The organism is Salipiger bermudensis, assembly GCF_019801965.1.
Classification (GTDB): Bacteria; Pseudomonadota; Alphaproteobacteria; order Rhodobacterales; family Rhodobacteraceae; genus Salipiger; species Salipiger bermudensis_A.
Window position 1 is genome coordinate 363,293 of sequence record NZ_JAHVIA010000001.1, and the last position, 25,186, is coordinate 388,478.

Consider the following 25,186-nt stretch of genomic DNA (forward strand, 5'->3'; position numbering starts at 1 on the left):
GCCTTCGTGAGATCGCACCGGCAATGCGTCGCGCCCCTGGGGCCTTTTTTCCGGCGCCTGCTGCCTATACATGGGGAGCGGACACAGGGACGGAGACAGCATTGACCCTCTTCTGGATCGTGGCGGGCGCGGTGGTGCTCGTGGTAGCAGCTCTGCTGGTACTGGCACTTCTGCGCGGCGAGCGCGCGACCGGGCCGGCCGAGGCCTATGACCTGCAGGTCTATCGCGACCAGCTGCGCGAGATCGAGCGCGATGCCGCCCGCGGGACCATCGCCCCGGAGGAGGCCGAGCGCCTGAAGACCGAGGTGTCGCGCCGGATCCTCGCCGCCGATGCGCGGATGCAGGCGGGCCCCGCCCGGGCCACCCGGGGCCGCGGCCCGAGCCTGGTGATGGCGGCGCTGATCGTGCTCGCCCTGCTCGGCGGCAGCGCCCTGCTCTACCTGCGGCTCGGCGCGCCGGGCTACGGCGATCTCGGGCTGCAGGCCCGAATCTCGGCGGCGCAGGAGGCGCGGGCCAACCGCCCCTCGCAGGCCGAGGCCGAGGCGCAGCTCCCGGCGCAGCCGCCGGTCGAAGCGCCCGAGGATTACCTCGCGCTGGTCGAGCGTCTTCGCGAGGCGGTCACCGAACGCCCCGACGACATCCAGGGCCATGTGCTGCTTGCCCGCTCCGAGGCGGCACTCGGCAATTACGCTCAGGCCTACGCGGCCCAGCGTCGGCTGATTGAGCTCAAGGGGGAGAGCGCCAGCGCCAAGGATTACGCCGATCTCGCCGACATGCTGGTGCTGGCCGCCGGCGGCTACGTCTCCCCCGAGGCCGAGCGCGCGCTCGACGAGGTGATGCGCCGCGATCCCGAGAACGGCGTGGCGCGCTATTACGGCGGGCTGATGATGGCCCAGACCGGCCGCCCCGACACCGCCTTCCGGATCTGGGACAAGTTACTGCGCGAGGGCCCGGCCGACGCGCCCTGGGCCGAGCCGATCCGCGAGCAGATCGCCGATCTCGCCTATGCCGCCGGCGTCAATGATTACGAGCTGCCCGCGCCCCCCGGCGCCCCTGCCCTCGCCGGCCCCGGCGCCGCCGATGTCGAGGCTGCCTCCGAGCTCAGCGCCGAGGACCGCCAGCAGATGATCGAGGGCATGGTCGACCGGCTGGGCGCCCGCCTCGCCGAAGAAGGTGGCTCGCCGCAGGAATGGGGCCAGCTGCTGGGCGCGCTCGGTGTGCTCGGACGCGGCGCGGAAGCCGCCGAGATCTGGCAGGAGGCCCAGGCGGTGTTCGCCGGCCAGCCCGATGCCCTCGCCATCGTCCGCGCCGGGGCCGCCCGCGCCGGTGTCGCCGAATGACGCCCGCCCCTTCTCTGGTACAAAAATACCTCGGGGGAGTCGCCCCCGGGCGACGGGGGCAGCGCCCCCACTGCGCGGCGTCACCGCGCATCGAAGCGCCGGGAGGTCTCGCCCTGCCCAGCCCCCACCGCTCCAACGAAGGCCTCTCGCGATGATCCAAGAAGAGATCGAAGACTTCGCCGCCGCCCTGCCCCGCGACCGCGCGCTCGCCGGGCTCGACCTCGGCACCAAGACCATCGGCGTAGCGCTCTCCGACCGGCTGCTGACCGTCGCCACCCCGGTCGAGACGGTCAAGCGCAAGAAGTTCACCCTCGACGCCGAGCGCCTGCTCGAGATCCTCGCCAAGCGCGAGATCGGCGGCGTGGTGCTCGGGCTGCCGCGCAACATGGACGGCTCCGAGGGTCCGCGCTGCCAGTCGACCCGCGCCTTCGCGCGCAATTTCTCGCGGCTCTGGGATGGCCCGATCACCTTCTGGGACGAGCGCCTCTCGACGGTCGCGGCGGAGCGCGCCCTGCTCGAGGCCGACACCTCGCGCGCCAAGCGCGCCGAGCTGATCGACCATGTCGCCGCCTCCTACATCCTGCAGGGTGCGCTCGACCGGCTGCGCCACCTGAGGGCCAACGGATGAGCGACGACGTCTGGAAGCGCGACGAGATCGAGAGCCCCTGCATCAAGATCTGCGTCATTCACCCGGAAAGCCGGCTCTGCACCGGCTGTCTGCGCAGCATCGAAGAGATCACCGCCTGGTCGCGGATGAGTCCGGATGCGCGCCGCGCGGTGATGCAGGAGCTTCCCTCGCGCGCCCCGCGCATCGCCAAGCGTCGCGGCGGCCGCGAGGGGCGCCGCGGCTGAGCCTCAGGAAAACTGCACCGCGATGTCCGAGGGGTCGATGCCTGCGGCGCTCTGGACGAAGATCGAGTAGGTCTGGCCGCCGGCGCTCAGCGCCACCTCGGTCAGTTCCACACCGTAGAAGGCATCGAAGACCGGATCACCGATGGTCAGCTCGGCCTCCTCCGCATCCTCTTCCGGCACGTCGAACAGAATGAGATCCTCGCCGGGCGTGAAATCCAGCACCACCCCCGACAGGCTGCGCTCCGAGGTCATGTCACCGACGAAGAGGTCGTGGCCGGCGCCGCCATAGATCTCGATGCCCTCCGCAAGGATCAGGTCATCGCCCGCATCGCCGCTGACGAAGCTGCCCGGCCCCGCATCGATGGTGTCGTTGCCCTCGCCGCCCGAGGCATAGATCGTGCCGCCTGCGCCGGATCGGCTCGCGACGATCAGATCGTCGCCCTCGCCGCCCAGCGCGTCGATATAGGCATCGCTCTGCTCGAGGTCGATGGAGATGGTGTCATTGCCCTCGTCGCCGGAGACCAGCCCGGCGGTGTTGCCGACGATGATCAGGTCGTTGCCGGCGCCGCCATAGGCCTCCTCGTAGGGCAGTCGCTCGACGGTTTCGTCGGTCAGCACGAGGATGTCGTCGCCATCTCCGCCCCAGAGCCGATCGCTGCCAGTGCCGGATTCGAGCACGTCGTCACCAGGACCGCCCTCGATACGGTCGTCCCGTACGCCGCCGCGCAGCGTGTCATCGCCGTCCTGACCGTCAAGCGAATCGTCTCCCGCGTTGCCTGCGAGGAAATCACTGCCCGTGCCCCCGAAAAGCGTATCGTTGCCGTCATTGCCACGCAGCCAGTCGTCGCCGCCCAGCGCATCGATGATGTCATCGCCGAGCCCGCCTTCGACGGTGTCGGCGTTCTCCGTCAGCGCGGCATCGTCATCGCCGTCGCCGAGGGTTCCGACCGCGGGCTGCCCCAGCGGGTCATCGCTGTCATCGCCACCGCCATCACCGCCGCCGACAAGTGAAATCCCAAGCGCCCCAAGCGAGAGGAGCAAAATAACTTCAAACATAATCGTACCTTCAGTCCCGCCGCGCCCCGGCCGCCGACCGTCAGGATAGCGGCAGGCTTCAACGTTTTTCCAGATTTTTCAGAACGCTGTTTCAGCCTGCGGCACAATCGTCCGCAAATGGCCGGATCGCGCGAGCGCCGCGATGACGCGGCGTTGGCACCTGGGAGCGAAGATCAGAAGAACGACTTGCGCAGCATGTTGGCCGCGACCACGAGGATGAAGAGCGCGAAGGCGCGCCGCAGGGTCTTCTCGTCGACCGCGTGGGCCAGCTTCGCGCCCAGCGGCGCGGTGATCAGCGTCATCGAGATGGCGATGAGGAAGGCCCCGAGATTGACCGAGCCCACTGTCAGCGGCGGGCGCACCTCGGCCGGCACCGGCACGAAGAAGAAGGCCAGCACCGAGGGCAGCGCGATCAGCAAGCCGAAGCCCGCGGCGGTGGCCACGGCGCGGTGGATCGGCACCGAGCAGAGGGTCATCATCGGCACCCCGAAGCTGCCGCCGCCGATCCCCATAAGCACCGACAGGAAGCCCACCACCGGCGACAGCAGTGCCCGCATCCCGCCGCCCGGCATTTCATCCGAGAGCCGCCAGTCGCGGCGCCCGAAGGCGAAATACAGGCCGATGAAGATGGCGATGCAGCCAAACAGCGCCTGCAGGAAATCCGAGCGCAGCCGCGCCGCGGTCAGCACGCCGATCAGCGCTCCGATGGCGATACCCGGGGCCCAGGTCCGCAGGATGCCCCACTCCACCGCCCCCTTCTTGTTGTGCGACAGCACCGATCGGATCGAGGTCACGATGATCGTCGCCAGCGAGGTTGCCAGGCAGGTCTGCATGACCTGCGGGCTGCCGTAGCCGATGGTCTCGAAGGTGAAGAGAAAGGCCGGCACCAGCACGATGCCGCCGCCGACGCCCAGAAGCCCCGCGATCAGCCCGGCAAAGGCGCTGGTGACGACAAGCAGCCCGACGAGGGGCAGCAGCGTGGCGATGTCCGGCATGGGAGATCCTTGAGCTGGTATACCAGCGGCTTAGTCCCCCTCCGGCCGACACGCAAGCCTTGCGCCGGTTGCGGTGATCAGGCTGCCGCCGGCACCCGCGAGAGCGCCTCTTCGACAAGCTCCGGCCCGGCGCCGTCACGCGTCGCGCCCTCGGAGAGCACCCGGCGCCACTGCCTTGCCCCGGGACGCCCGGCGAAGAGGCCCAGCATGTGACGGGTGATCTGGTGCAGCCGACCGCCGCTCGCGAGGTGACGCTCGATATAGGGCAGCATCGCCTGCACCGCGTCTTCCGGCGAGACCGGCTGGCTCGTCTCGCCATAGATCCGCGCATCCGCCGCGGCGAGGATGTCCCACGGCTGGTGATAGGCGGCGCGCCCGATCATCACGCCGTCGAGCCCATCGGCCAGCAGCGCCTCGGCACTGTCGAGATCGGCGATGCCGCCATTGATCGAAATGTGCAGTTGCGGGAAGGCCCGCTTCATCTCGCGCACCAGCTCATAATCGAGCGGCGGGATGTCGCGGTTTTCCTTGGGGCTCAACCCCTGCAGCCAAGCCTTGCGGGCGTGGATCACCACGCGATCGCAGCCGGCATCCGAGATCTTCTCGAGGAAGTCGGGCAGCACCTCGCGCGGCTCCTGCTCGTCGACCCCGATGCGGCATTTCACGGTGACGTCGATCTCCACTGCCTCGCGCATCGCGGCGACGCAGTCCGCCACCAGCCCGGGCGTGCGCATCAGCACCGCGCCGAAGGTGCCCGACTGCACCCGGTCCGAGGGGCAACCGCAGTTCAGGTCGATCTGGTCATAGCCCGCCTGCTCGCCGAGCTTCGCCGCCTGCGCGAGCTCATCCGGGTCCGAGCCGCCGAGTTGCAGCGCCACGGGGTGTTCCTCGGGATTGTAGTCGAGCAGATGCAACGCCCCGCCGCGCACCAACGCAGGCGCCGTCACCATCTCGGTATAGAGCAGCGCCCGACGCGACAGCAGCCGGTGCAGGTAGCGGCAGTGCCGGTCGGTCCAGTCCATCATCGGGGCGACACTGAGCCGCGCCGCCATCTGGAGGTCGGATCGCCCGATGTTCCCTGTCTCTGCGCTCATGGTCACCTGACCTGTTTACCTCGATTTGGGAGCCTTCTGCCCCCGTTCCCAGGGGCAGTGCAACAAATTGTTGCCCAAGGCGCCCGCCTGAGGATCCACGCATCGCCCCGTTGGCGGGCGCCGCGAACCGTCGTGATGCTGTCCTTGGCAGAAGGCAGCGACGACATGCCGCTGGTCGGCTTCCCCATCTCAGCGAAGGGCCCTGACCCGCATGGACCAAGCGGTGACGCGTCTCCCTGTCAGCGCGCCCGCGACACTGGACAACATCCGCTCCGAAGGCCGGGAGATGCCCGACGACACCGAGAGGCACGACCACCCGGCCGGGCGCCCATGCATCGGTCCGGCGAACAATACTGCAAACGACAAAGGGCGCCCGCTTGGGCGCCCCGAATTCAGGACAGGTCTGCAAGGTGCGGGGACTTCCGCAATTCCGCGCCGCACCCCGCGAAGGCAAAGCGTCAGTGCGTCCAAGCACCCCGGCGATCAACGGCGAAATTCTCGGCGTAGCCGCGGGCGCGCACGTTGGGCTTGCGCTTGTTCGGCTCTGTCACCGTTACCTCGAGCCCGTGCTCCTTGGCATAGTCGAGCGCGGCTTCCTTGCTGTCGAAGCGCAGCCGGACCTGGCTCTGGGTGTCGGAAGACGAGGTCCAGCCCATCAGCGGATCGACCTCGCGCGGCGCGCTGGCGGCGAATTCGAGCACCCAGTGTTTCGTCTTGCCTTGGCCCGAGGACATGGCCGTCCGGGCCGGCTGGTAGATCCGTGCACGCATGGAATCCCTCCTGAAGATCACCAGCGTTATCCGGAATTTGGCCGATCAGGGCAAGAGATCAGCACCGCTTTGTCGTCAAATCGTTGGCACCTGGCGGCGAATTTGGTGCAAACAGCGGCTGGTCCGACCTAAGGGCACAGGGGGAGCGAGGGGTGGGTATCGTGACCTCTGGCGGGCCGGGCCGGCTGCTTGCCATTGAAAGGTAAGTTTCGAGGTCGGAATTTTACAACGAAAAAGTGTGTCGTGCCCGGCGTAATTCCGAGCTTTTCGGCCCGCCGTCCGGCAAAATACCGGCAGCTCAACCCGTTAGCCCGGGTACCGCCCGGGCCTGCCGATCTGCCCGTTTTGACGGCACCTTGCCCCACCCCCTTGAATCTCGCCCCCGCGGCATCAATTCTTCTCTCCGTCCGCCCGAGGAGCCGCACCCGATGCCCTACGCCCATTCCGACAAGTCCCAGCCGATGCTGCACGCCCCTGCCCCGGACGTGCGCGAGCGCGAGAAGCTCGAGGGCGGCAAGCGCTTCGTCATGCATACGGAATTCAAGGCCGCCGGCGACCAGCCGACCGCCATCGCCGAGCTCTCGGCGGGGATCGACGAGGGCGAGCGCAACCAGGTGCTGCTCGGCGCCACCGGCACCGGCAAGACCTTCACCATGGCCAAGGTGATCGAAGAGACCCAGCGCCCGGCGATCATCCTCGCCCCCAACAAGACGCTCGCGGCGCAGCTCTACGGCGAGTTCAAGGGCTTCTTCCCGGACAACTCGGTCGAGTATTTCGTCTCCTACTACGATTACTACCAGCCCGAGGCCTACGTGCCGCGCTCGGACACCTATATCGAGAAGGAATCCCAGATCAACGAGCAGATCGACCGGATGCGCCACTCGGCCACCCGCGCCCTGCTCGAGCGCGACGACGTGATCATCGTGGCCTCGGTGTCGTGCATCTACGGCATCGGCTCGGTCGAGACCTACGGCGCCATGACGCAGGATCTGCACGCGGGCAGCGAATACGAGATGCGCAAGGTGATGGCGGACCTGGTGGCGCAGCAGTACCGCCGCAACGATCAGGCCTTTCAGCGCGGCTCATTCCGGGTCCGCGGCGACAGCCTCGAGATCTGGCCCGCCCACCTCGAGGACCGCGCGTGGCGGCTGTCCTTCTTCGGCGAGGAGCTGGAGGCGATCACCGAGTTCGACCCGCTCACCGGGCAGAAGACCGGCAGCTTCGAGCGCATCCGCGTCTATGCGAACTCGCACTACGTGACGCCGAAGCCGACGATGAATCAGGCCGTCATCCAGATCAAGAAGGAGCTGCGGCAGCGGCTCGACCAGCTGGTGAGCGAAGGCAAGCTGCTGGAGGCGCAGCGGCTCGAGCAGCGCACCAATTTCGACATCGAGATGCTCGAGGCCACCGGCGTGTGCAACGGCATCGAGAACTATTCCCGCTATCTCACCGGCCGCGCACCGGGCGAGCCGCCCCCCACGTTGTTCGAGTTCATCCCCGACAACGCCATCGTCTTCGCCGATGAGAGCCACGTCTCGGTGCCGCAGATCGGCGGCATGTATCGCGGCGACTACCGGCGCAAGTTCACCCTCGCGGAGCACGGCTTCCGCCTGCCCTCCTGCATGGACAACCGCCCGCTCAAGTTCGAGGAATGGGACGCGATGCGTCCGCAATCGATCTTCGTCTCGGCGACGCCGGCGGCCTGGGAGCTGGAGGAGTCGGGCGGTGTCTTCACCGAGCAGGTGATCCGCCCCACCGGCCTGCTCGACCCGCAGGTCGAGATCCGCCCGGTGGAGATGCAGGTCGACGATCTGCTCGACGAGATCCGCAAGGTGACGCAGGACGGCTACCGCACGCTCTGCACCGTGCTGACCAAGCGCATGGCCGAGGACCTGACCGAGTATCTGCACGAGCAGGGCATCAAGGTGCGCTACATGCACTCCGACATCGACACGATCGAGCGCATCGAGATCCTGCGCGACCTGCGGCTCGGGGCCTTCGACGTTCTGATCGGCATCAACCTGCTGCGCGAGGGCCTCGACATCCCCGAATGCGGGCTGGTGGCAATCCTCGATGCCGACAAGGAGGGCTTCCTGCGCTCCGAGACCTCGCTGATCCAGACCATCGGGCGCGCCGCGCGCAACGCCGAGGGCCGCGTGATCATGTATGCCGACCGGATCACCGGCTCGATGGAACGCGCGCTGGCCGAGACCGACCGCCGCCGCCAGAAGCAGATCGCCTATAACGAGGAACACGGCATCACGCCGGAGACGGTCAAGAAGAACGTCGACGACATCCTCGCCGGGCTCTACCAGGGCGATGTCGACATGAACCGCGTCACCGCCACGGTCGATCCCAAGCGCCAGGGCGGCAATCTCGAGGCGGTGCTGAACGGGCTGCGGACCGACATGCGCAAGGCGGCCGAGAACCTCGAGTTCGAGGAGGCGGCGCGGCTGCGCGACGAGATCAAGCGGCTCGAGGCGGTCGACCTCGCGGTGGCCGACGACCCGCTGGCGCGCCAGCAGGCGGTGGAGCGCGCCTCGGAAGAGGCGACCAAGGCGGCGGGCCGCTCGACCGCCGGCCGCCCCGGCCAGCGCGGCGGCAACGTGAAGCGACGGAAGCGCTAAGGGGCGCTCCAGGGCTCTATGACGTCAAAATCGTCGGCCTCGGGCCGGCTCGGGGCGTGGCCGGGATCGCGCGCTCTTGGGCTGGGAACGGGATCGTGCGCGCTCGGGGTGGGGCCGCCCTCGATGGCGACCACCCGCAGCGTCGGGGAACGGCTTACGGACCAGAAACGAGCGTCATCGAGAACTCCGGCGGCAGCCGCTCCTTTTGGAAGACGCGCTGCTGCGACGTGGTGATCCGGAGCTCATGGCATTGCTCCGCCGCGGAGCACCAGGCGCGAGCAGCTCCTGTCGCAACACGTTGTCCCGCCGCGTCATCTTCGCGATCTCGAAGCGCAGATGGTGAAGCTCGTCAACCGTGTGCATCGGCTCACCCTCCTCGCGGCAGGATGCTGCGATGATGGCAAACAGGTGGCTAACAAGAGCCCGTTTCCAGGCCGTCCAGCAAAAAGCCCCCTCCGCCGAACGGCGGAGAGGGCCTTTGCGTGCCTTACGTCCTTGAGGGACGCGGTATCAGCCGTCGTCTTCCGGCGGGTTCACTTCGACGGTCGGCAGCTCGATTTGCGCTTCCTTGGTGTCGACATCGACGTCGACATCCGGGACTTCCACGGTCTCGGTGGTGGTGCCGGTCTCGATCGTGCCCACTTCGGCATCGACCTCGGGCAGCTCACCGCCCTCGACGGCGACGTCCACGTCGGGCAGCGAGCCCTCTTCGGTCACGTCGAAATCAATCATGTAGGAGCCGATGGCGATCACGGCGACGGCAACGGCGGCAATGGCGATAACGGGTCCGGTTCTCATATCGGATGTCCTTCTGTCTGGTCTCTTTTCCGCGAGGCGCTCACGCCCCTGTTATTGACCAGACAACCCGCCATGACGGCGTTTGGTTCCCGCGCCTGACGGCGGGGAACGGCGCGATTGCGCCGAAGCGCCCCGACTCGGGGAACTGCCGCCTCCCCTGCTGCAGGTGTCGACTCGGCGGTCGTCAGCCGCAGAACAGCCTGAGGATCACGCCGTCATCGTCGGTCTCGATGTTCAGCCGCTCGGCCAGGAATTCCAACGTCATCGGCTGGCCCTGCTTCAGCACGCGGATCTGCGCGTCGGCGGGCAGGGTCACGGCGGCCACGTTGGTTCCGACAAGGTCGCTATAGGCTGCCATTCCGCAGGTGTCCTCGGCATCGGTGGCAAGCGGTTCCTCGGCCATGCAAGCCGTCAGCGGCAGCGCCGCGAGTGCCATGAGGGCGATATGTTTCATCGGTCTTCTCCTTGTTCCTGCGGCCGAGCCCCTGCCGTGGCGGCAGGCGCGGGCGCTGGTTCGGCTCCGATCCTGGCCGGCGGTGGCGCCGCCGCTGCAGCATCGAGCCACTGCCCCGCACTCAAGTCCTATCGCGGCGCGCGGCGGCGCGTCGAGGATGAAACGCAGGCGGCGCGCCGTCCCGTCGCTGCGCAGGGCACATTCGGATCAGCCCCGCAATCACTAGCGATCCAGAGCGGCGCCGCCGAGGCACCGGGGCGGCAGCACGGGGGCGTGATCGTTTGATCTGAGACAATCGACGCGCGCGCGTTTCCGGTTAAGCTGTGGCCATGAGACTCACGACCGCCATTCCGCTGATCGGGCTGCTTGCCCTGACGGCCTGCGCGACCCCGCGCGAGGCCTGCATTCGCGACGCTGCCGCTCCCTGGCGTGGCGCCGTGGCCGAGCGCGAGAGGATCGCGCAGGACCTGGCCCGGGGCTATACCTTCAAGACCGAGTTCGAGCGCGTCGAGCGCCAGAGATGGTGCCGCAACGGCGCGGCGCTCTATCCCTGCTGGACCACCGACACCCAGCCCGTGACACGCCGGATCCCGGTCGACGCGGAGGCCCTGCGGGCCCGGGATGCCGAGCTTGCCGCCGCCATCCCCGCGCTGCGCAGCGCCGCCGAAGCGGATGTCAGGCAATGCCAGGCCACCTATCCCGAAGAGTCCACACCGCCCGGCTGAGGGCGCTTGCCGGCCCGATCTGGAGCGGGCACCGCTGAGCGGTCAGTGCCCCTCGCCCCGATTGATCTCGTCCGGGACGGGTTCGCCCTTCGGCGGTTGCTTCGCCATCTCCCCGGAAATTCGCCAGAGGCCTATTGGAGCGCTGGTCTCGGAAGCATGGCCTCCGCACCGGCCACGCGCGCCTGCTCCGTGCCGCATTCGGCTCCGTGCGTCTGGCGGCCCCGTTTCGGTGCGGAAACGCCTGTGCGACGGCCCCGCCCCCGGCCCCAACTGCCTGTCATATGAGCTTTACGAAAACAGGGTAGCCAAGAGCCCGACACCGCATATTGCGAGGCTTGCCAGAGGGCAAACGCGAGATATAGTGGTTCAAGACTGGGGCGGGCTGTCCCGCTCTGGTGCTTCTAAGGCAGTCAGGGCAGGGAACGAGTCACTCCATGGACGGCAATTTCAGAACGCATTTCGTCAGGGAACCATCGGCGCTGAAGCAGCATCCGGCGCTGGTGCTCAACGCGGATTACCGCCCCCTCTCCTACTACCCTCTGTCGCTTTGGCCCTGGCAGGAAGCGGTGAAGGCGGCCTTCCTCGACAGGGTGGACATCATCGCCGAGTATGACGAGGAGGTCCGAAGCCCCTCGATGACGCTCAAGATCCCGAGCGTCGTGGTGCTGAAAGATTACGTGAAACCGAGGAAGCGCGTGGCATTCACGCGCTTCAATCTTTTTCTGAGGGACGAATTCTGCTGCCAGTATTGCGGCTCGAAGGGCGAACTGACCTTCGATCACGTGGTGCCGCGCGCCGCCGGGGGCGTCACCAGCTGGGAAAACGTCGTCGCCGCCTGCGCCCCCTGCAACCTGCGCAAAGGCTCGAAATCGCTGCGCAAGGCCAACATGTCGCTGCGCAAGATCCCGCGTCAGCCGGGCGCCTCGGAGCTGATGAATGTCGGGCGCAAGTTCCCGCCCAACCACCTCCATGACAGCTGGATCGATTTCCTCTACTGGGATGCCGAGCTCGAGGCCTGAGCGCTCCCCAGGCCTCTGCCGCTTGCCTCGCGGCGCCGCCCGTCCTAAGCCCCGCGCGGGCGCCGCCGGGCGCCGGAAAGGGGTGCCATGCTGCTCTATCGCCTGATCGTCTCGATCTTTGCCGCCGTCGTGCTGGCACGCCTCGCGCTGCTTCGCGACTGGGCGGCCCTGCGCCAGCGGCTCGCCCGGAGCCCCGCCCGGCCCGGCCCGCATCTGTGGCTGCACGCCGCCTCGAATGGTGAGCTCGCCTCGGCCAAGCCCCTGATCACCGCGCTGCAGGAGGCCCGGCCCGACCTCGCGCTGCTCGTCACCTGCAATTCCGAAGGCGGGGTGGCACTGGCCGAGAGCTGGGGGCTGCCCGCGCGTCTGGCGCCGCTGGACCTCGCGCGCGTCGCCCGCCGGATGCATCGCGACTGGAACGTGCGCGCACACATCACGCTCGAGTCCGAGCTCTGGCCCAACCGCGTCCGGACCTGCCCCGGACCGGTCTTCGTGATCGGCGGACGGCTGAGCGAGGGCACGGCGAAGGGCTGGCGGCTGTTCGACGGTCTGCTGCCGCGGGTGCTCGGGCGGCTGCGCTATGTCTCGGCGCAGGATGCGGGCTCGCTAGGGCGCTACCGGGCCGCCGGTCTGCCGGAGGCCGCCGCCGGGCCGGTGCTGAACCTCAAGGAATTCTACGCCCCCGATCCCCGGCGCGACGCCACGCTGGCCGCCGCGTTCGACCGGGCGCAGACATGGCTCGCCGCCTCGACCCACGAGGGCGAGGAAGAGACCGTGCTGGCGGCGCACAAGCTGGCGCGCGCGCAGGAGCCTACGTTGCGGCTGATCCTCGCGCCGCGCCATCCGCGCCGTGGCGATGCGGTCGAGCAGTTGATCCTCGAGGCGGGGCTGAGCTGCGCTCGTCGCAGCCGGGGTGAGGCAGCGGAGGGCGCCGAGGTCTATCTCGCCGATACGCTGGGCGAGATGGGGCTGCTCTACCCGCTGGCGGGGCGGCTCTTCATCGGCGGCACGCTGACCGATCGCGGCGGCCACACGCCTTTCGAGCCCGCCGCCTATGCCACCGCCCTGCTGCACGGCCCCGACGTCGCGAACCACGCCGCCCCCTTCGCACGGCTTAGCGCCGCCCGCGCCGCCATCGAGGTGGCCGATGCGCCCGCGCTGGCCGAGGCGCTCAACCGGCTTGCCGCCCGCGACGCGCAGGAGGCGCTGGGACAGGCCGCCCAGGAAACCCTCCGGCCCGAGACCGATCTCGAGGAACTCGTCGCGGCGATCACGCAACGGCTGGACCCGCCCGGTTAGCGGATGCATGGTCGGGGAGACTCGAAAGAAGACCGATCATGCCCAATGCTTCCGTCCGCAAGGTCCTGAAGACCCCCCGCATCAAGAAGATCCGCCGCCTGCAATACGCGGCGCTCTGCTATCGGCTCAATGGCGGCAAGGTGCAGATCCTGATGATCACCAGCCATAGCGGCCACCGCTGGACGATCCCCAAGGGCTGGCCGATGAGCGGCCGCAAGCCGGAAGAGACCGCAGCCCGCGAGGCCTGGGAAGAGGCCGGCGTGCGCGGCAAGGCCACCGACAACTGCATCGGCGGCTTCGCCTATCGCAAGCGCGCCAACCCGCAGCCGCATTTCGCGCTGGTCTTCCCGGTCCACGTGCGCAAGCTCGAAAAGCGCTTCCCCGAGCGCGGTGAGCGCAAGCGGCGCTGGGTGAGCCGCCGCAAGGCCGCCTCGATGGTCAAGGAAAAGGAGCTGGCACAGCTTCTGGAGCGCTTCGACCCGGCGGCGCTCGGCCGCTAAAGCCGCTTGATATTTCGGCCCAAACCACTAGATCTCATCCGATAATCCCGGAAAAATCAGATGATCCAGTATTCTCTCAGATGCGCGCAGGACCATCGCTTCGACAGCTGGTTCCAGTCCGCAAGCGCCTTCGACAAGCTGCGCGCCGCAGGCATGGTGAGCTGCGCGGTTTGCGGCTCGACGGAGGTGGAGAAAGACCTGATGGCGCCGCGCGTGAACGCAGGCCACGAAAAGCCCAAGGCGGCCCCCGAGGCGCCGCTCTCGGCCCCGGCAAGCCCGGCGGAGCAGGCGCTGCGCGAACTGCGCAAGGAGATCGAGAAAAACTCCGATTATGTCGGTCGCGATTTCGCCCGCGAGGCCCGCGCCATGCATTCCGGTGAGGCGCCGGCGCGCTCGATCTGGGGCGAGACCCGCGGCGACGAGGCGAAGAAGTTGATCGAAGAGGGCGTGCCCGTCGCGCCCCTGCCCTTCCTGCCGACACGGAAATCGAACTGATGCGCGCCTTGATCACCGGCGCCAACCGCGGCATTGGCGCGGCGCTCTCCTTCGAGCTGGCGGCGCGCGGATGCGATGTCATCGGCACCGCCCGCAACAGCGACGGGCTCGAGCGGCTGGACGTGACCGATCCGGCCTCCGTCGGTGCCCTCGCCGAGCGTCTCGACGGCGTCGCGCTCGAGGCGCTGGTCTGCAATGCCGGCGTCTATCTCGACAAGGGCCAGCCGCTCGAGGGCGGCTATCCCGCCGCCATGTGGGCCGAGACCTTCGCCGCCAACGTCACCGGCGTCTTCCTGACCGTGCAGGCGCTGCTGCCGCACCTGCGCTGTGGTGCCGCTCCGCGCATCATGATCATCTCGTCGCAGATGGCGTCGCACACCCGCGCCCCCGGCGGCAGCTACATCTACCGCGCCTCCAAGGCGGCGGCGCTGAACCTCGGCCGCAATCTCGCCGCCGATCTGAAGCCCGAAGGCATCGCGGTGGGCATCTACCATCCCGGCTGGGTGCAGACCGACATGGGCGGCACTGCCGCCGAGATCACCCCCGCCGAGGCCGCCAGCGGCCTTGCCGACCGGCTGCAGGCGCTGAGCATTGAGACAACCGGCTGCTTCGAGACCTGGGATGGCCGCGCCCATCCCTACTGAGCCGCAGGCGTTTCCGGCCGCCTTCGCCCGCGCCTGGGCCAGCCGCAGCGGCGCCGAGATCGCGGCGCTGTTCACCGAGGATGCGGATTTCGTCAACGTCACCGGGCTCTGGTGGACCGGCCGCGACGCCATTGCCAAACCCCACGACTACGCACTGAACAGCTTCTTCGCCGAGACCGAGCTGCGCCCCGGCCGTATCGAGACCCGCCTGCTCGGGGCCGAGCACGCGGTGGTCCGCGGCCGCTTCACCCTCACCGGTCAGACGCTCCCGGGCGGCGGTACGGCTGGCCCGCGTCAGACCATCCTCGTCTTCGTGCTCGCCCGCGGCCCCGAAGGCTGGCGCGCGGTGACGGCGCAGAACACCGACGTGGCGCCGGGCAAGGAGACCCACGTCAACGATGACGGGCTCAGCGCGGTCGACTACCGCCGCCCGTGAGGCCTGCGCGCGGTGCCCGGGCACCCCAGCCCCAAGCGCTTGAGCCTCTTGCGCGAAACGCGACAGCCGCGTAAACCGCGCCTGATTCAAGGCCATCCGGGGAAACTCCCATGCCCGTTCTCGTGATGAAATTCGGCGGCACGTCCGTGGCAACGCTCGACCGTATCCGGCGCGCGGCCAAACGCGTCGGTGTCGAGGTGGCCAAGGGCTACGACGTGATCGTGATCGTCTCGGCCATGTCCGGCGAGACCAACAAGCTCGTGGGCTATGTCGAAGAGACCTCGCCGCTGTTCGACGCGCGCGAATACGACGCCGTGGTGAGCTCGGGCGAGAACGTCACCGCCGGCCTGATGGCGCTGACCCTGCAGGAGATGGACGTTCCGGCGCGCAGCTGGCAGGGCTGGCAGGTGCCGCTCAACACCACCAGCGCCCACAGCGCCGCGCGCATCGTCGACATCCCCACCGACAACATCAATCGCAAGTTCGGCGAGGGCATGAAGGTGGCCGTGGTCGCGGGCTTCCAGGGCATCTCGCCCGAGGGCCGCATCACCACGCTGGGCCGCGGCGGCTCCGACACCACCGCCGTCGCCTTCGCCGCCGCCTTCGAGGCAGAGCGCTGCGACATCTATACCGATGTCGACGGGGTCTACACCACCGACCCGCGGATCTGCGACAAGGCCCGCAAGCTCGACCGCATCGCCTTCGAGGAGATGCTCGAGCTGGCCTCGCTCGGGGCCAAGGTTCTGCAAACCCGCTCGGTCGAGCTGGCGATGCGCTACAATGTGAAGCTGCGGGTGCTCTCGAGCTTCGAGGAACAATCCGACGAGGCCGGCACGCTGGTCTGCGACGAGGAGGAAATCATGGAACTGAACGTTGTCTCCGGGGTCGCCCATTCCCGCGATGAAGCCAAGATGACCCTGATCTCGGTCGCCGACCGTCCGGGCATCGCCGCCGCCATCTTCACGCCGCTCTCCGAGGCCGGCGTGAATGTCGACATGATCGTGCAGAACATCTCGGAAGATGGCCGCACCGACATGACCTTCTCCTGCCCCACCAACCAGGTGGCGCGCGCGGAAGAGGCGCTGAAGAAGTCGAAAGAGGCCGGCGACATCAATTTCCACGACCTCGTGGCCGACACCGATGTCTGCAAGATCTCGGTGGTGGGCATCGGGATGCGCTCGCATACGGGCGTCGCCGCGAAGATGTTCAAGGTGCTGTCCGATGAGGGTATCAACATCCGCGTCATTACAACCTCCGAGATCAAGATTTCTGTCCTAATCGACCGGAAATACATGGAACTCGCGGTTCAGGCGCTGCATGATGCCTTCGAACTCGAGAAGGCGGCCTGAGATAAACCCGGGTCGCCCGGACAATGCGACGGGGACAGGTCTGATCACCATGCCGGACGGCACGGAAAGCGAAAGCCGCAAGCTGCTTGGCCGGCTCCGCGACACCATGGCCGAAGAAGCGGCCGGGCAGGAGCGGCTGGACAAGATCACGCATCTGACGGCGGATTCGATGGGCACCGAGGTGTGTTCCGTCTACCTGTTCCGTGACGAGCAGACGCTCGAGCTCTGCGCCACGGAGGGCCTCAAGCAGGAGGCGGTGCACCACACACGGATGAAGCTCGGCGAGGGCCTCGTCGGCCGCGTCGCGCGCACCGGCAAGATGGTCAACACCGCCGACGCCCCCTCCGAGCGCGGCTTCCGCTACATGCCCGAGACCGGCGAGGAGATCTATTCGAGCTTCCTCGGCCTGCCGATCCAACGGCTCGGCGAAAAGCTCGGCGTGCTGGTGGTGCAGACCAAGACCAAGCGCGAGTTCACCGCCGACGAGATCTACGCTCTCGAGGTGGTGGCAATGGTGCTGGCCGAAATGGCCGAGCTCGGCGCCTTCATCGGCGAGGGCGCGGCGCTCAAGGCGCGGCATACCCAGCCTGCGATGATCCGCGGCATCACCGGGCAGGAGGGCACCGCAGAGGGCCATGTCTGGCTGCACGAGCCGCGCGTGGTGGTCACCAACCTCGTCACCGACGACCCCCAGCGCGAGCGCGACCGGCTCGAGGCCGCCATCGAGGCGCTGCGCGTCAGCGTCGACGAGATGCTCGAGGGCGCCAGCGGCGAGCAGCTCGAGGTGCTCGAGGCCTATCGCATGTTTGCCAATTCCAAGGGGTGGCGGGCCCGCATGGAGGAAGACATCGACCGTGGCCTCTCCGCCGAGGCGGCGGTCGAGAAGGAGCAATCGGTGGCCCGCGCCCGCATGAGCCAGGTCGCCGACCCCTACCTGCGCGAGCGCCTGCACGATCTCGACGACCTGTCGAACCGGCTGCTGCGCATTCTCACCGGGCAGGGCCGCGAGACCGGCGCCGAGATGCCCGCCGACCCGATCCTCGTGGCGCGCAATATCGGACCGGGCGAGCTTCTCGACTATGGCCGCAGCCTCAAGGGGCTGGTGCTCGAGGAGGGCTCGGTCGGCAGCCACGCGGCGATCGTGGCGCGGGCGCTGGCGATCCCGCTGGTGATCCATGCCACCCGCATCACCAACGAGGCACTGAACGGGGATCACATCATGGTCGACGGCGATCAGGGGCTGGTCCACCTGCGCCCAGACGACAGTGTCGTCGCCGCGTTCCGTGACAAGATCGCGATGCAGGCGCAGGCGCAGGAGCGCTATGCCTCGATCCGCAAGAAGCCCGCGACCTCGCTTTGCGGCAAGCGCGTGCACCTGCTGATGAATGCCGGCCTGCTGGCCGACCTGCCCTCGCTGCCGACCTCCGGTGCCGAGGGGGTCGGCCTGTTTCGCACCGAGCTGCAATTCCTGATCCGCAACCAGATGCCGCGCCGCACCGAGCTGGTCGAGGTCTACAAGCGGGTAATGGATTCCGCCGGTGACAAGCCGGTGGTGTTCCGCACGCTCGATATCGGCTCGGACAAGGTGCTGCCCTACATGAAGCCCACCGACGAGCCCAACCCGGCGCTCGGCTGGCGGGCGATCCGCGTCGGTCTCGACAAGCCCGGCGTCATGCGGATGCAGATCCAGGCCCTGCTGCGCGCTGCCGAGGGGCGGCCGCTGTCGGTGATGTTCCCCTTCGTCGCCCAGTACGAGGAATTCCGTGCCGCGCGCGCCGAGATCGAGAAGGCTCTCGCGATCGAGCGCAAGCTCGGCCACGCGGTGCCCGAGAAGGTCACTATCGGCACCATGCTCGAGACCCCGAGCCTGGCCTATGCCTCGAAGAAATTCTTCGAGGATGTCGAGTTCATCTCGATCGGCGGCAACGATCTCAAGCAGTTCTTCTTCGCCGCCGACCGCGAGAACGAGCGGGTGCGCCGGCGTTACGACACGCTCAACGTCAGCTTCTTGACCTTCCTCGAGCAGATCGTGCAGCGCTGCTCGGAAACCGGAACGCCGCTGAGCTTCTGCGGCGAGGATGCCGGCCGGCCGATTGAGGCGGTCTGCCTCGCCGCCATCGGCCTGCACCGCCTGTCGATGCGCCCAGCCTCGATCGGGCCGGTGAAGAGCCTGATCATGCGCACCGATCTCGATGCGCTCTACGACGTGATCTGCGACGCGCGCGAGCGCGGTGAGCAATCTGTGCGCGAGTCGGTGCTCGAATACCTGCGCTGGAACGGCTGAGCCGGGACAGCCACCCTTTCCCGAGCGATGAGCCCCCCTCTTCCTCAAGGCGCGTCTATTGCCTCAAGAATCCCCTTCTTGCCGAGCGCGCGTTGCGCCGAGCGCGTCCTTCACCCCGCAATCGCGCCTGCCTTCGCTACACATCTCCTCCCCCACCCCTCGCGGCGGGGTTTCGGAAAAAGCGCCCAACCAGACGATCCCTCTGGTCGGACGCCCCCTCGATCATACGCGCGCCATGCGCCGTTCTGGCCACAGACACTTCCCGCGCCTTCTACGCAGGAACGGCCCTGACGGGCGAGCGCGGTCGGCAAGACCATCGGCACCGGCTGAACATCCCGCAGCCCGCACCGTCACCCGGGAACCGAGCGGGACGGCTTCGCCGCCCCACGGGAGGGTGATACGCCGGAACCCCCAAAAGATTGGTTAACGCCGGCTCATTTCAGCCCTGAGCGCCGCGACCAGCGCCGCCCGCTCCTGGCCGCTGTCGCGCGCCAGCTTCAGCAGGCCGAAATGCACGAAGGCCATCTGCTGGTAATAGCTCGTGTAGGCGAAGTTGGTCGCCGCCCCCGCCGCCGCCCCGAGGATCGGCACGGTCTGCGCCGCGAGCTTCTGGCCCAGCACCGTCGCCAGCTTCGGCGAGACGCTGCGGATCAGCCCGTGCACCGTTGTGCCGGTCAGCGTGACCCGCGCCGAGAGGAAGCCCATGTCGGCGCCGTCGTCATGCTCGAGCGGCCCCGCAGCGCCGAACACCGCCAGGCATTCGCGCCGGATCTCGGGATCGTCGGGATTGAAGCCGTGCTCGGCGGCGATGCCCTGTATGGCGCGCAGCAGTACCGTGGTGGTCACCGGCAGCTCCGCCAAGGCCGTCGGCAGGCCGCCCGCGCCGCCCGCCGCGCCCATCGCGGTGGTCAGCGCGGTGTTGAGCCAGCTCTTCTGGTCCGGCACCACCCCGCGCGAGCCGGCGGCGGCGCGCATCGCCGTTTCGAGCGCCCGCTCGGTGGCCGTCTCGAGCCGGTCCTTGACCTTGTCCGGCAGCCGCTCGAGCAGGTTCTCGGCCTGCCCGCCGATGATGTTGAGCACCTGCAGCCCGACGCCGCCCGCCGAGCGGTAGCGGCGCGCGAGCGCGGCGATCTCCTTGCTGGTGTCCACGGCGACAAGCTCCGTTCCGGTCATGGCGGCCCTTTCCTTCCACTCTTGAAAAGATCGGTGCTCGGCGCCGGAAATCAAGCGTAGCGGGTGACCTCGCCGGCCACGCCCTGCCAGGCGCCGGGCATCAGCTCGAGCCCGAGAATGCGCTCGGGGTTGGTCGGCGCTGGCATCTCGACCCCCTCGAGATGGGCGAATCCGAAGCGCCTGTAATAGGGCTCGTCGCCCACCAGCAGCACCCGCGACCACTCCAGCGCCCGGGCGCGTTCGACCGTGTCGCGGATCAGCGCCGCGCCCAGCCCCTCGCCCTGCGCCGTGGGGTGGACGGCCACCGGCCCGAGCAGCAGCGCGTGCCAGTCGCCGATGCGCACCGGCCAGTAGCGGATCGCCCCGCCGAGGATGCCGGTCTCGTCACGCGCCACCCGGCACAGCTCTGCCACCGGCGGCACCTCGTCGCGCAGGCGGTAGGACGAAAGCAGCGTCCGCCCCGGGGCAAAGCTCAGGTCGTAGAGCGCCTCGACCTCCCACCAGTCCCCCGGCTTTTCCTGTGACAGCGTGAACAGCGCCGCTTCTCCCGTGCAATCATCCGCGATCCGGCCTATCTGTTTCAGCATATAGCTGCAAACAGTTGAGAGGACAGCAATGTTCTACCGCCCCGAGGATGGCCACGGCCTGCCGCACAACCCGTTCAACGCCATCGTGAGCCCGCGCCCGATCGGCTGGATCTCGACCCGTGGCGCGATGGGCGACAACCTCGCGCCCTACAGTTTCTTCAACGCGGTGGCCTACGTGCCGCCGCAGGTGATGTTCTCGTCGACCTCGGTGAAGCCCGATCGCGGCGACACCAAGGACAGCGTCGCCCAGCTGCGCGAGACCGGCACGTTCTGCGTCAACATCGTCGAGTTCGCCATGCGCGACGCGATGAACCTGACCTCGGGGCCATGGGAGGCGGGCAAGGACGAGTTCGCGCTGGCGGGTCTCGAGAAGGCCGAGTGCGAGACCATCGACTGCCCGCGCGTGGCCGCCGCACCGGCGGCGCTGGAATGCCGCGTGGTCGAGATCGTCAAGCTGCCGGGCGAGGCCAATTACGCCACCTTCGGCGAAGTGACCGGCGTGCATATCCGCGACGACTGTCTCGTCGACGGCCGCTTCGACGTGACCACCTTCCAGCCGCTGACCCGCATGGGCTACCGTGACTACTCGGTGATCCGCGAGGTCTTTGAGCTCAAGCGCCCCGGCGAGTAAGCTCACCGCAACGGAGCGCGCGCCCCTACCCGGCAGCAAAGGCACATGCCGGCTTCGCCTCCCCGCCCCACACCCCGGCGCGTGCACCCTCTGCGAGCCCCCTGCCGTTGCAGAGAGCCGCCCCCGGCTTCTCTGGTTCCAAACTACCTCGGGGGAGTCCGCGCATGGCGCGGACGGGGGCAGCGCCCCCACTCCCCCTCGGCCATCACGCCCCGGAGACATATCTCGCACAGACACGGAAAGAGGGGCGCGCACCGCAAGGTGCGCGCCCCTCGGGCGACGCGGGCAAAGCCCGCGGCGCAATCCCTCCCGGACGATGCCGCGATCAGTGCCCGCCGAGAATCCCGGTGCGCACGTGGTAATCCACCGCCAGCGCGTAATCGGGGTCGTCATCGCTGTCGACCATCAGGTGCCCGGCCTTGCTCAGCAGCCGGTGGCAATCGCGAGAGAGATGGCGCAGCTGCAGGCGCTTGCCCGCGGCCTCGTATTTCGCCGCCACCGCCTCGATCGCCTGCAGCGCCGACTGGTCCACCACCCGGCTGTCGGCGAAATCGACGATCACCGACTGCGGATCCTCCGAGACGTTGAAGATCTCGGCAAAGCCCTCCGCCGAGCCGAAGAACAGCGGCCCCTGCACCTGGTAGACCTTTGCGCCTTCCGGCGTCACGTAGCTGCGCGCGTGGATGCGGCGGGCGTTGTTCCAGGCATAGGCCAGCGCCGAGACGATCACCCCCACGACCACCGCCACCGCGAGGTCCTCGTAGACCGTCACCACGGTCACCAGCACGATGACGAAGGCATCGGTGAGCGGAACGCGGAACAGGATGCGCAGGGAGTTCCAGGCGAAGGTGCCGATCACCACCATGAACATCACGCCCACAAGTGCGGCCAGCGGAATGAGCTCGATCAGCGGTGAGGCGAAGAGGATGAAGCTGAGCAGGAACAGCGCCGCCACTACGCCGGCGATGCGGGTGCGGCCTCCGGAATTCACGTTGATCATCGACTGGCCGATCATCGCGCAGCCGCCCATGCCGCCGAAGAAGCCGGTGACCACGTTGGCGGTGCCCTGGGCGATGCATTCCTGGCTGGCGCCGCCGCGCTGGCCGGTCATCTCGCCCACGAGGTTCAGCGTCAGCAGGCTTTCGATCAGGCCGATGGCGGCCAGGATCACCGCGTAGGGCAGGATGATCTCCAGCGTTTCCCAGTTGAGCGGCACGGCGGGGATGTGGAAGGCCGGCAGGCCGCCCTCGATCGAGGCCATGTCACCGACCCGCGGCGTGTCGAGCCCGAAGCCGATCACCACGATCGCGGTGATCGCGATGCCCGCCAGCGGCGCGGGGATGATCTTGGTGACCTTGGGCAGCAGCCAGATCACCGCCATGGTCAGCGCCACCAGCCCCAGCATCAGCGCCAGCGGCATGCCGCTCAGCCATTCGCCGCCGCCCGGGCCGTGGCCCGCGGCCTCGGCGGTGCCTGGCACCTTGAACTGGGTGAGCTGCGCCATGAAGATGACGATGGCGAGGCCGTTCACGAAGCCCAGCATCACCGGGTGCGGCACCAGCCGGATGAACTTGCCCCAGTGCATCACCCCCGCAAAGACCTGCAGGATGCCCATCAAGACCACGGTGGCGAAGAGATACTCGACGCCATGCTCGGCCACCAGCGCCACCATGACCACCGCGAGTGCGCCGGTTGCGCCCGAGATCATTCCCGGACGGCCGCCGATGACGGCGGTGATCAGCCCGACCATGAAGGCGGCATAGAGGCCGACCAACGGGTGCACGCCGGCGACGAAGGCAAAGGCCACGGCCTCCGGCACGAGGGCGAGCGCCACGGTCAGACCGGAGAGCACGTCGGTCTTGACCTGGCCAGGGGTCAGCCGGGTGGTGGGCGCGATGCTGAGATCGGGCATCGAGATGCGTCTGGCGTAACGTGCCAGGAGGGCCTTTGCCATGTGTCTGTCCTGTTCGGTTGGTTTGGGCTGCGCGCCTGCGCGGATACTGCGTTGCGTCGCGAATTGCCAGCCTTTCGGGCCCGGACATGGCATCCGCAGCCGGAAACGCGCGGTTTCTGCCTGTCGAAAGACCGCCCCACCGGCCTCGCGCGCAGCGCGGCACAGGCCCGCCGCTCTGGTCTTCCCTTTCGCCTCTGGTCCGTGCAACCTGCCCGCTGACAGACACCCAGAGCCCCACCGGACCGGAGACCCAGCCATGACCAAGACCATGATCGGCGTGATCGGCGGATCCGGGGTCTACGATCTCGACACGCTGGAAGACAAGCGCTGGCAGGCGGTCAAGACGCCCTGGGGGACGCCCTCGGACGAGATCCTGACCGGAACGCTCGACGGCGTTGCCATGGCCTTCCTGCCGCGCCACGGCCGCGGCCATGTCCATAGCCCGTCCTCGGTGCCCTACCGCGCCAATATCGACGCGCTGAAACGGCTCGGCGTCACCGATGTGATCTCGGTCTCGGCCTGCGGCTCGTTCCGCGAGGAGATGGCGCCGGGGGATTTCGTCATCGTCGACCAGTTCATCGACCGCACCTTCGCGCGCGAGAAGAGCTTCTTCGGGACGGGCTGCGTCGCCCATGTCTCCCTTGCCCACCCGACCTGCCCGCGGCTCGGTGCGGCCTGCCTGAGCGCCGCGCGCGCCGCCGGCATCACCGTGCACGAGGGCGGCACCTACCTGGCGATGGAAGGCCCGCAATTCTCAACGCTGGCGGAGTCGCGCATGTATCGCGACAGCTGGGGCGCCGACGTGATCGGCATGACCAACATGCCAGAGGCCAAGCTCGCCCGCGAAGCCGAGCTCTGCTACGCCTCCGTCGCCATGGTCACCGATTATGACAGCTGGCACCCGGAGCACGGCGCCGTCGAGGTCTCCGACATCGTCCGCGTGCTCACCGGCAATGCCGAGAAGGCGCGACGCCTCGTCGGCCGCTTGCCCGCCCTCCTCGGCCCCGACCGCCCGCCCTGCCCGCATGGCTGCGACCGCGCGCTCGACCACGCCATGCTCACCGCCCCGGCGCGCCGGGATCCTGCGCTTCTGGCCAAGCTCGATGCGGTCGCGGGGCGGGTGCTCGGCTAGAGCCGCACGCATGCCCGCTCAGGGCAGCGGCACCTCGCGGATCAACCCGACCTTGGACCGCGCCACGACGTCGAAGGTGAACCCGCTCGCCCCCTCGCAGCTGCCCCCGGTCGGCGCGATGGCGCCGCGGTTCAGATCCGGGCAGGCCTCGCCGAAGCGCTCCGGCTCGCTGAAGAGAATCGGATCGGACTGGAAGCTCACGCCCACCGTATTGCGGCTGAAACTGCCATCGTCGCGCAGCCGCGTCTCCACCAGCGACTTGATGACGATGCAGGCGGTCTTCTTGCGTTCCACCACCGCGGTGACCACGTCGCAGAAGCAATCGCTGCGGATCCGGCTCTGCGGGCTGCCCTCGATCCGGCTCACCTCGCCGGTAAAGGACAGGCCGTTCAGCGAGGCCCTCACGACCGGCGGCTCGCCCCGTTCCAGCCCGAAGAGGCCTTTCGCGCGATCTGCAAAGGCGAAGACATTGTCCTGCGCGGCATCGAGCACGTTGTAATAGCGCGAGCGGATCTCGCTGTTGGGCGACTGGTCCGGCGTCAGGTCGACCGAGCAGAGCAGCGACTCGATCCGCGTCCCGTCCGGCGACAGCGCGACGATATCGCCGGCCTCGAGAGGATCGTTGCCGAGGTGGCGCTGCATCTCGTTCTTGATCGAGACATCCATCTTGCTGACCCCGGTCAGCAGGGCGAAGCACACCACCATCACGGCGCATAGGCCGATGGCGGTCATCACGGGCTTGAACATCGGCTCATCCCCCGAGCTTCGGGCAGCACACGCCGGGGCCACATTCGTAATGGCTGGCGGGGCACAGGGTCGGTGCAGGCAGCGGGGCCGGGATCGGCGAGGGCTGGGCTCCAGCCGCGAGCACGGCTCCGGCAACCAGCAAGACCGAAAGGAGACCGGCGCGGAAAATGCACGTCATGGTCAATTCTCCAAATGTGAAAAAAGGCAATCTTCGTCGCAATACCC

General features: G+C 68.2%; 25 protein-coding genes. 15 read left to right on the forward strand and 10 right to left on the reverse strand.

Going from position 1 to position 25,186, the window contains the following annotated elements; genetic code table 11:
• Positions 1 to 101: 101 nt before the first annotated feature.
• From ccmI to KUV62_RS01790, 3 genes are all read left to right on the forward strand, one after another.
• Positions 102 to 1,340 (forward strand): c-type cytochrome biogenesis protein CcmI, encoded by a 1,239-nt coding sequence (gene ccmI / locus KUV62_RS01780; protein ID WP_222601959.1) that lies wholly within the window; start codon positions 102 to 104, stop codon positions 1,338 to 1,340.
• 151 nt (positions 1,341 to 1,491) lie between these two features.
• Positions 1,492 to 1,968, forward strand: a complete 477-nt coding sequence (gene ruvX / locus KUV62_RS01785) for a Holliday junction resolvase RuvX (protein WP_222601960.1) — start codon at positions 1,492 to 1,494, stop codon at positions 1,966 to 1,968.
• Entirely contained in the window at positions 1,965 to 2,192 is a 228-nt protein-coding gene (locus KUV62_RS01790; RefSeq protein ID WP_222601961.1) for a DUF1289 domain-containing protein, read from the forward strand. The genes ruvX and KUV62_RS01790 overlap by 4 nt, the downstream gene beginning before the upstream one ends.
• 3 nt (positions 2,193 to 2,195) lie before the next feature.
• Here KUV62_RS01790 and KUV62_RS01795 read toward each other — a convergent pair whose 3' ends face one another.
• The 4 genes from KUV62_RS01795 to KUV62_RS01810 form a co-directional block, all read right to left on the reverse strand.
• Positions 2,196 to 3,248: a calcium-binding protein gene (locus tag KUV62_RS01795; RefSeq protein ID WP_222601962.1), complete on the reverse strand. Its 1,053-nt coding sequence runs from the start codon at positions 3,246 to 3,248 to the stop codon at positions 2,196 to 2,198.
• Between the two features lie 173 nt (positions 3,249 to 3,421).
• Positions 3,422 to 4,243, reverse strand: coding sequence for a sulfite exporter TauE/SafE family protein (locus KUV62_RS01800; RefSeq protein WP_222601963.1), 822 nt, complete (start codon positions 4,241 to 4,243; stop codon positions 3,422 to 3,424).
• A gap of 77 nt (positions 4,244 to 4,320) precedes the next feature.
• Positions 4,321 to 5,337, reverse strand: coding sequence for a tRNA dihydrouridine(20/20a) synthase DusA (gene dusA / locus KUV62_RS01805; RefSeq protein ID WP_261395178.1), 1,017 nt, complete (start codon positions 5,335 to 5,337; stop codon positions 4,321 to 4,323).
• A gap of 458 nt (positions 5,338 to 5,795) precedes the next feature.
• On the reverse strand, positions 5,796 to 6,107 hold the full coding sequence (locus KUV62_RS01810; RefSeq protein ID WP_222601964.1) for an ETC complex I subunit: 312 nt from the start codon (positions 6,105 to 6,107) through the stop codon (positions 5,796 to 5,798).
• A gap of 428 nt (positions 6,108 to 6,535) precedes the next feature.
• Between KUV62_RS01810 and uvrB the strand changes: the two genes are divergently transcribed.
• A complete protein-coding gene (gene uvrB, locus KUV62_RS01815) occupies positions 6,536 to 8,734 on the forward strand; it encodes an excinuclease ABC subunit UvrB (protein WP_222601965.1) in 2,199 nt (732 codons plus the stop codon).
• A gap of 510 nt (positions 8,735 to 9,244) precedes the next feature.
• Here uvrB and KUV62_RS01820 read toward each other — a convergent pair.
• Positions 9,245 to 9,532 carry a hypothetical protein gene (locus KUV62_RS01820; protein WP_222601966.1) on the reverse strand — a complete coding sequence of 96 codons (288 nt, stop codon included), beginning with the start codon at positions 9,530 to 9,532 and terminating at the stop codon, positions 9,245 to 9,247.
• 184 nt (positions 9,533 to 9,716) lie between these two features.
• On the reverse strand, positions 9,717 to 9,986 hold the full coding sequence (locus tag KUV62_RS01825) for an I78 family peptidase inhibitor (protein ID WP_222601967.1): 270 nt from the start codon (positions 9,984 to 9,986) through the stop codon (positions 9,717 to 9,719).
• A 329-nt stretch (positions 9,987 to 10,315) separates the two neighbouring features.
• Here KUV62_RS01825 and KUV62_RS01830 point away from each other — a divergent pair, with 329 nt between their 5' ends.
• The 9 genes from KUV62_RS01830 to ptsP all read left to right on the forward strand — a co-directional run bounded on the left by KUV62_RS01830 (position 10,316) and on the right by ptsP (position 18,737).
• Positions 10,316 to 10,711, forward strand: a complete 396-nt coding sequence (locus KUV62_RS01830) for an excinuclease ABC subunit B (RefSeq protein ID WP_222601968.1) — start codon at positions 10,316 to 10,318, stop codon at positions 10,709 to 10,711.
• Between the two features lie 434 nt (positions 10,712 to 11,145).
• Positions 11,146 to 11,730 (forward strand): HNH endonuclease, encoded by a 585-nt coding sequence (locus tag KUV62_RS01835; RefSeq protein WP_222601969.1) that lies wholly within the window; start codon positions 11,146 to 11,148, stop codon positions 11,728 to 11,730.
• Between the two features lie 87 nt (positions 11,731 to 11,817).
• The gene (locus KUV62_RS01840; RefSeq protein WP_222601970.1) at positions 11,818 to 13,029 is read left to right on the forward strand and encodes a 3-deoxy-D-manno-octulosonic acid transferase; all 1,212 of its coding nucleotides are present in this window, start codon (positions 11,818 to 11,820) and stop codon (positions 13,027 to 13,029) included.
• A 38-nt stretch (positions 13,030 to 13,067) separates the two neighbouring features.
• On the forward strand, positions 13,068 to 13,529 hold the full coding sequence (locus tag KUV62_RS01845; RefSeq protein ID WP_222601971.1) for an NUDIX hydrolase: 462 nt from the start codon (positions 13,068 to 13,070) through the stop codon (positions 13,527 to 13,529).
• A 60-nt stretch (positions 13,530 to 13,589) separates the two neighbouring features.
• Positions 13,590 to 14,024 carry a DUF1178 family protein gene (locus tag KUV62_RS01850; protein ID WP_222601972.1) on the forward strand — a complete coding sequence of 145 codons (435 nt, stop codon included), beginning with the start codon at positions 13,590 to 13,592 and terminating at the stop codon, positions 14,022 to 14,024.
• Entirely contained in the window at positions 14,024 to 14,668 is a 645-nt protein-coding gene (locus tag KUV62_RS01855; RefSeq protein WP_222601973.1) for an SDR family oxidoreductase, read from the forward strand. Before KUV62_RS01850 ends, KUV62_RS01855 begins: the two co-directional genes overlap by 1 nt.
• The gene (locus KUV62_RS01860; RefSeq protein WP_222601974.1) at positions 14,646 to 15,104 is read left to right on the forward strand and encodes an SgcJ/EcaC family oxidoreductase; all 459 of its coding nucleotides are present in this window, start codon (positions 14,646 to 14,648) and stop codon (positions 15,102 to 15,104) included. Before KUV62_RS01855 ends, KUV62_RS01860 begins: the two co-directional genes overlap by 23 nt.
• 110 nt (positions 15,105 to 15,214) lie before the next feature.
• A complete protein-coding gene (locus KUV62_RS01865) occupies positions 15,215 to 16,453 on the forward strand; it encodes an aspartate kinase (protein ID WP_222601975.1) in 1,239 nt (412 codons plus the stop codon).
• Between the two features lie 49 nt (positions 16,454 to 16,502).
• Positions 16,503 to 18,737, forward strand: a complete 2,235-nt coding sequence (gene ptsP, locus KUV62_RS01870; RefSeq protein WP_222601976.1) for a phosphoenolpyruvate--protein phosphotransferase — start codon at positions 16,503 to 16,505, stop codon at positions 18,735 to 18,737.
• A gap of 423 nt (positions 18,738 to 19,160) precedes the next feature.
• Here ptsP and KUV62_RS01875 read toward each other — a convergent pair whose 3' ends face one another.
• Entirely contained in the window at positions 19,161 to 19,910 is a 750-nt protein-coding gene (locus KUV62_RS01875) for an EcsC family protein (protein WP_222601977.1), read from the reverse strand.
• 50 nt (positions 19,911 to 19,960) lie between these two features.
• Positions 19,961 to 20,497: a GNAT family N-acetyltransferase gene (locus KUV62_RS01880; RefSeq protein WP_261395181.1), complete on the reverse strand. Its 537-nt coding sequence runs from the start codon at positions 20,495 to 20,497 to the stop codon at positions 19,961 to 19,963.
• Between the two features lie 28 nt (positions 20,498 to 20,525).
• Between KUV62_RS01880 and KUV62_RS01885 the strand changes: the two genes are divergently transcribed.
• Complete coding sequence (locus KUV62_RS01885) at positions 20,526 to 21,128, forward strand: flavin reductase family protein (RefSeq protein WP_222601978.1); 603 nt, start codon at positions 20,526 to 20,528, stop codon at positions 21,126 to 21,128.
• Positions 21,129 to 21,453: 325 nt separating this feature from the next.
• On the opposite strand, the gene KUV62_RS01890 is transcribed toward KUV62_RS01885, so the two are convergent.
• Positions 21,454 to 23,082: a SulP family inorganic anion transporter gene (locus tag KUV62_RS01890; RefSeq protein ID WP_222601979.1), complete on the reverse strand. Its 1,629-nt coding sequence runs from the start codon at positions 23,080 to 23,082 to the stop codon at positions 21,454 to 21,456.
• A gap of 256 nt (positions 23,083 to 23,338) precedes the next feature.
• Here KUV62_RS01890 and KUV62_RS01895 point away from each other — a divergent pair, with 256 nt between their 5' ends.
• Complete coding sequence (locus tag KUV62_RS01895; protein ID WP_222601980.1) at positions 23,339 to 24,214, forward strand: S-methyl-5'-thioadenosine phosphorylase; 876 nt, start codon at positions 23,339 to 23,341, stop codon at positions 24,212 to 24,214.
• Positions 24,215 to 24,232: 18 nt separating this feature from the next.
• On the opposite strand, the gene KUV62_RS01900 is transcribed toward KUV62_RS01895, so the two are convergent.
• Positions 24,233 to 24,961: a hypothetical protein gene (locus KUV62_RS01900; RefSeq protein ID WP_222601981.1), complete on the reverse strand. Its 729-nt coding sequence runs from the start codon at positions 24,959 to 24,961 to the stop codon at positions 24,233 to 24,235.
• Positions 24,962 to 25,186 lie beyond the last annotated feature (225 nt).

Excerpts from the sequence above, each read along its gene's own strand:
- ruvX (WP_222601960.1), top strand. The coding sequence starts at position 1,492 with ATGATCCAAGAAGAGATCGAAGACTTCGCCGCCGCCCTGCCCCGCGAC.
- KUV62_RS01790 (WP_222601961.1), top strand. The coding sequence starts at position 1,965 with ATGAGCGACGACGTCTGGAAGCGCGACGAGATCGAGAGCCCCTGCATC.
- KUV62_RS01795 (WP_222601962.1), bottom strand. The coding sequence starts at position 3,248 with ATGTTTGAAGTTATTTTGCTCCTCTCGCTTGGGGCGCTTGGGATTTCA.
- KUV62_RS01800 (WP_222601963.1), bottom strand. The coding sequence starts at position 4,243 with ATGCCGGACATCGCCACGCTGCTGCCCCTCGTCGGGCTGCTTGTCGTC.
- dusA (WP_261395178.1), bottom strand. The coding sequence starts at position 5,337 with ATGAGCGCAGAGACAGGGAACATCGGGCGATCCGACCTCCAGATGGCG.
- KUV62_RS01810 (WP_222601964.1), bottom strand. The coding sequence starts at position 6,107 with ATGCGTGCACGGATCTACCAGCCGGCCCGGACGGCCATGTCCTCGGGC.
- uvrB (WP_222601965.1), top strand. The coding sequence starts at position 6,536 with ATGCCCTACGCCCATTCCGACAAGTCCCAGCCGATGCTGCACGCCCCT.
- KUV62_RS01820 (WP_222601966.1), bottom strand. The coding sequence starts at position 9,532 with ATGAGAACCGGACCCGTTATCGCCATTGCCGCCGTTGCCGTCGCCGTG.
- KUV62_RS01825 (WP_222601967.1), bottom strand. The coding sequence starts at position 9,986 with ATGAAACATATCGCCCTCATGGCACTCGCGGCGCTGCCGCTGACGGCT.
- KUV62_RS01830 (WP_222601968.1), top strand. The coding sequence starts at position 10,316 with ATGAGACTCACGACCGCCATTCCGCTGATCGGGCTGCTTGCCCTGACG.
- KUV62_RS01835 (WP_222601969.1), top strand. The coding sequence starts at position 11,146 with ATGGACGGCAATTTCAGAACGCATTTCGTCAGGGAACCATCGGCGCTG.
- KUV62_RS01840 (WP_222601970.1), top strand. The coding sequence starts at position 11,818 with ATGCTGCTCTATCGCCTGATCGTCTCGATCTTTGCCGCCGTCGTGCTG.
- KUV62_RS01845 (WP_222601971.1), top strand. The coding sequence starts at position 13,068 with ATGCCCAATGCTTCCGTCCGCAAGGTCCTGAAGACCCCCCGCATCAAG.
- KUV62_RS01850 (WP_222601972.1), top strand. The coding sequence starts at position 13,590 with ATGATCCAGTATTCTCTCAGATGCGCGCAGGACCATCGCTTCGACAGC.
- KUV62_RS01855 (WP_222601973.1), top strand. The coding sequence starts at position 14,024 with ATGCGCGCCTTGATCACCGGCGCCAACCGCGGCATTGGCGCGGCGCTC.
- KUV62_RS01860 (WP_222601974.1), top strand. The coding sequence starts at position 14,646 with ATGGCCGCGCCCATCCCTACTGAGCCGCAGGCGTTTCCGGCCGCCTTC.
- KUV62_RS01865 (WP_222601975.1), top strand. The coding sequence starts at position 15,215 with ATGCCCGTTCTCGTGATGAAATTCGGCGGCACGTCCGTGGCAACGCTC.
- ptsP (WP_222601976.1), top strand. The coding sequence starts at position 16,503 with ATGCCGGACGGCACGGAAAGCGAAAGCCGCAAGCTGCTTGGCCGGCTC.
- KUV62_RS01875 (WP_222601977.1), bottom strand. The coding sequence starts at position 19,910 with ATGACCGGAACGGAGCTTGTCGCCGTGGACACCAGCAAGGAGATCGCC.
- KUV62_RS01880 (WP_261395181.1), bottom strand. The coding sequence starts at position 20,497 with ATGCTGAAACAGATAGGCCGGATCGCGGATGATTGCACGGGAGAAGCG.
- KUV62_RS01885 (WP_222601978.1), top strand. The coding sequence starts at position 20,526 with ATGTTCTACCGCCCCGAGGATGGCCACGGCCTGCCGCACAACCCGTTC.
- KUV62_RS01890 (WP_222601979.1), bottom strand. The coding sequence starts at position 23,082 with ATGGCAAAGGCCCTCCTGGCACGTTACGCCAGACGCATCTCGATGCCC.
- KUV62_RS01895 (WP_222601980.1), top strand. The coding sequence starts at position 23,339 with ATGACCAAGACCATGATCGGCGTGATCGGCGGATCCGGGGTCTACGAT.
- KUV62_RS01900 (WP_222601981.1), bottom strand. The coding sequence starts at position 24,961 with ATGTTCAAGCCCGTGATGACCGCCATCGGCCTATGCGCCGTGATGGTG.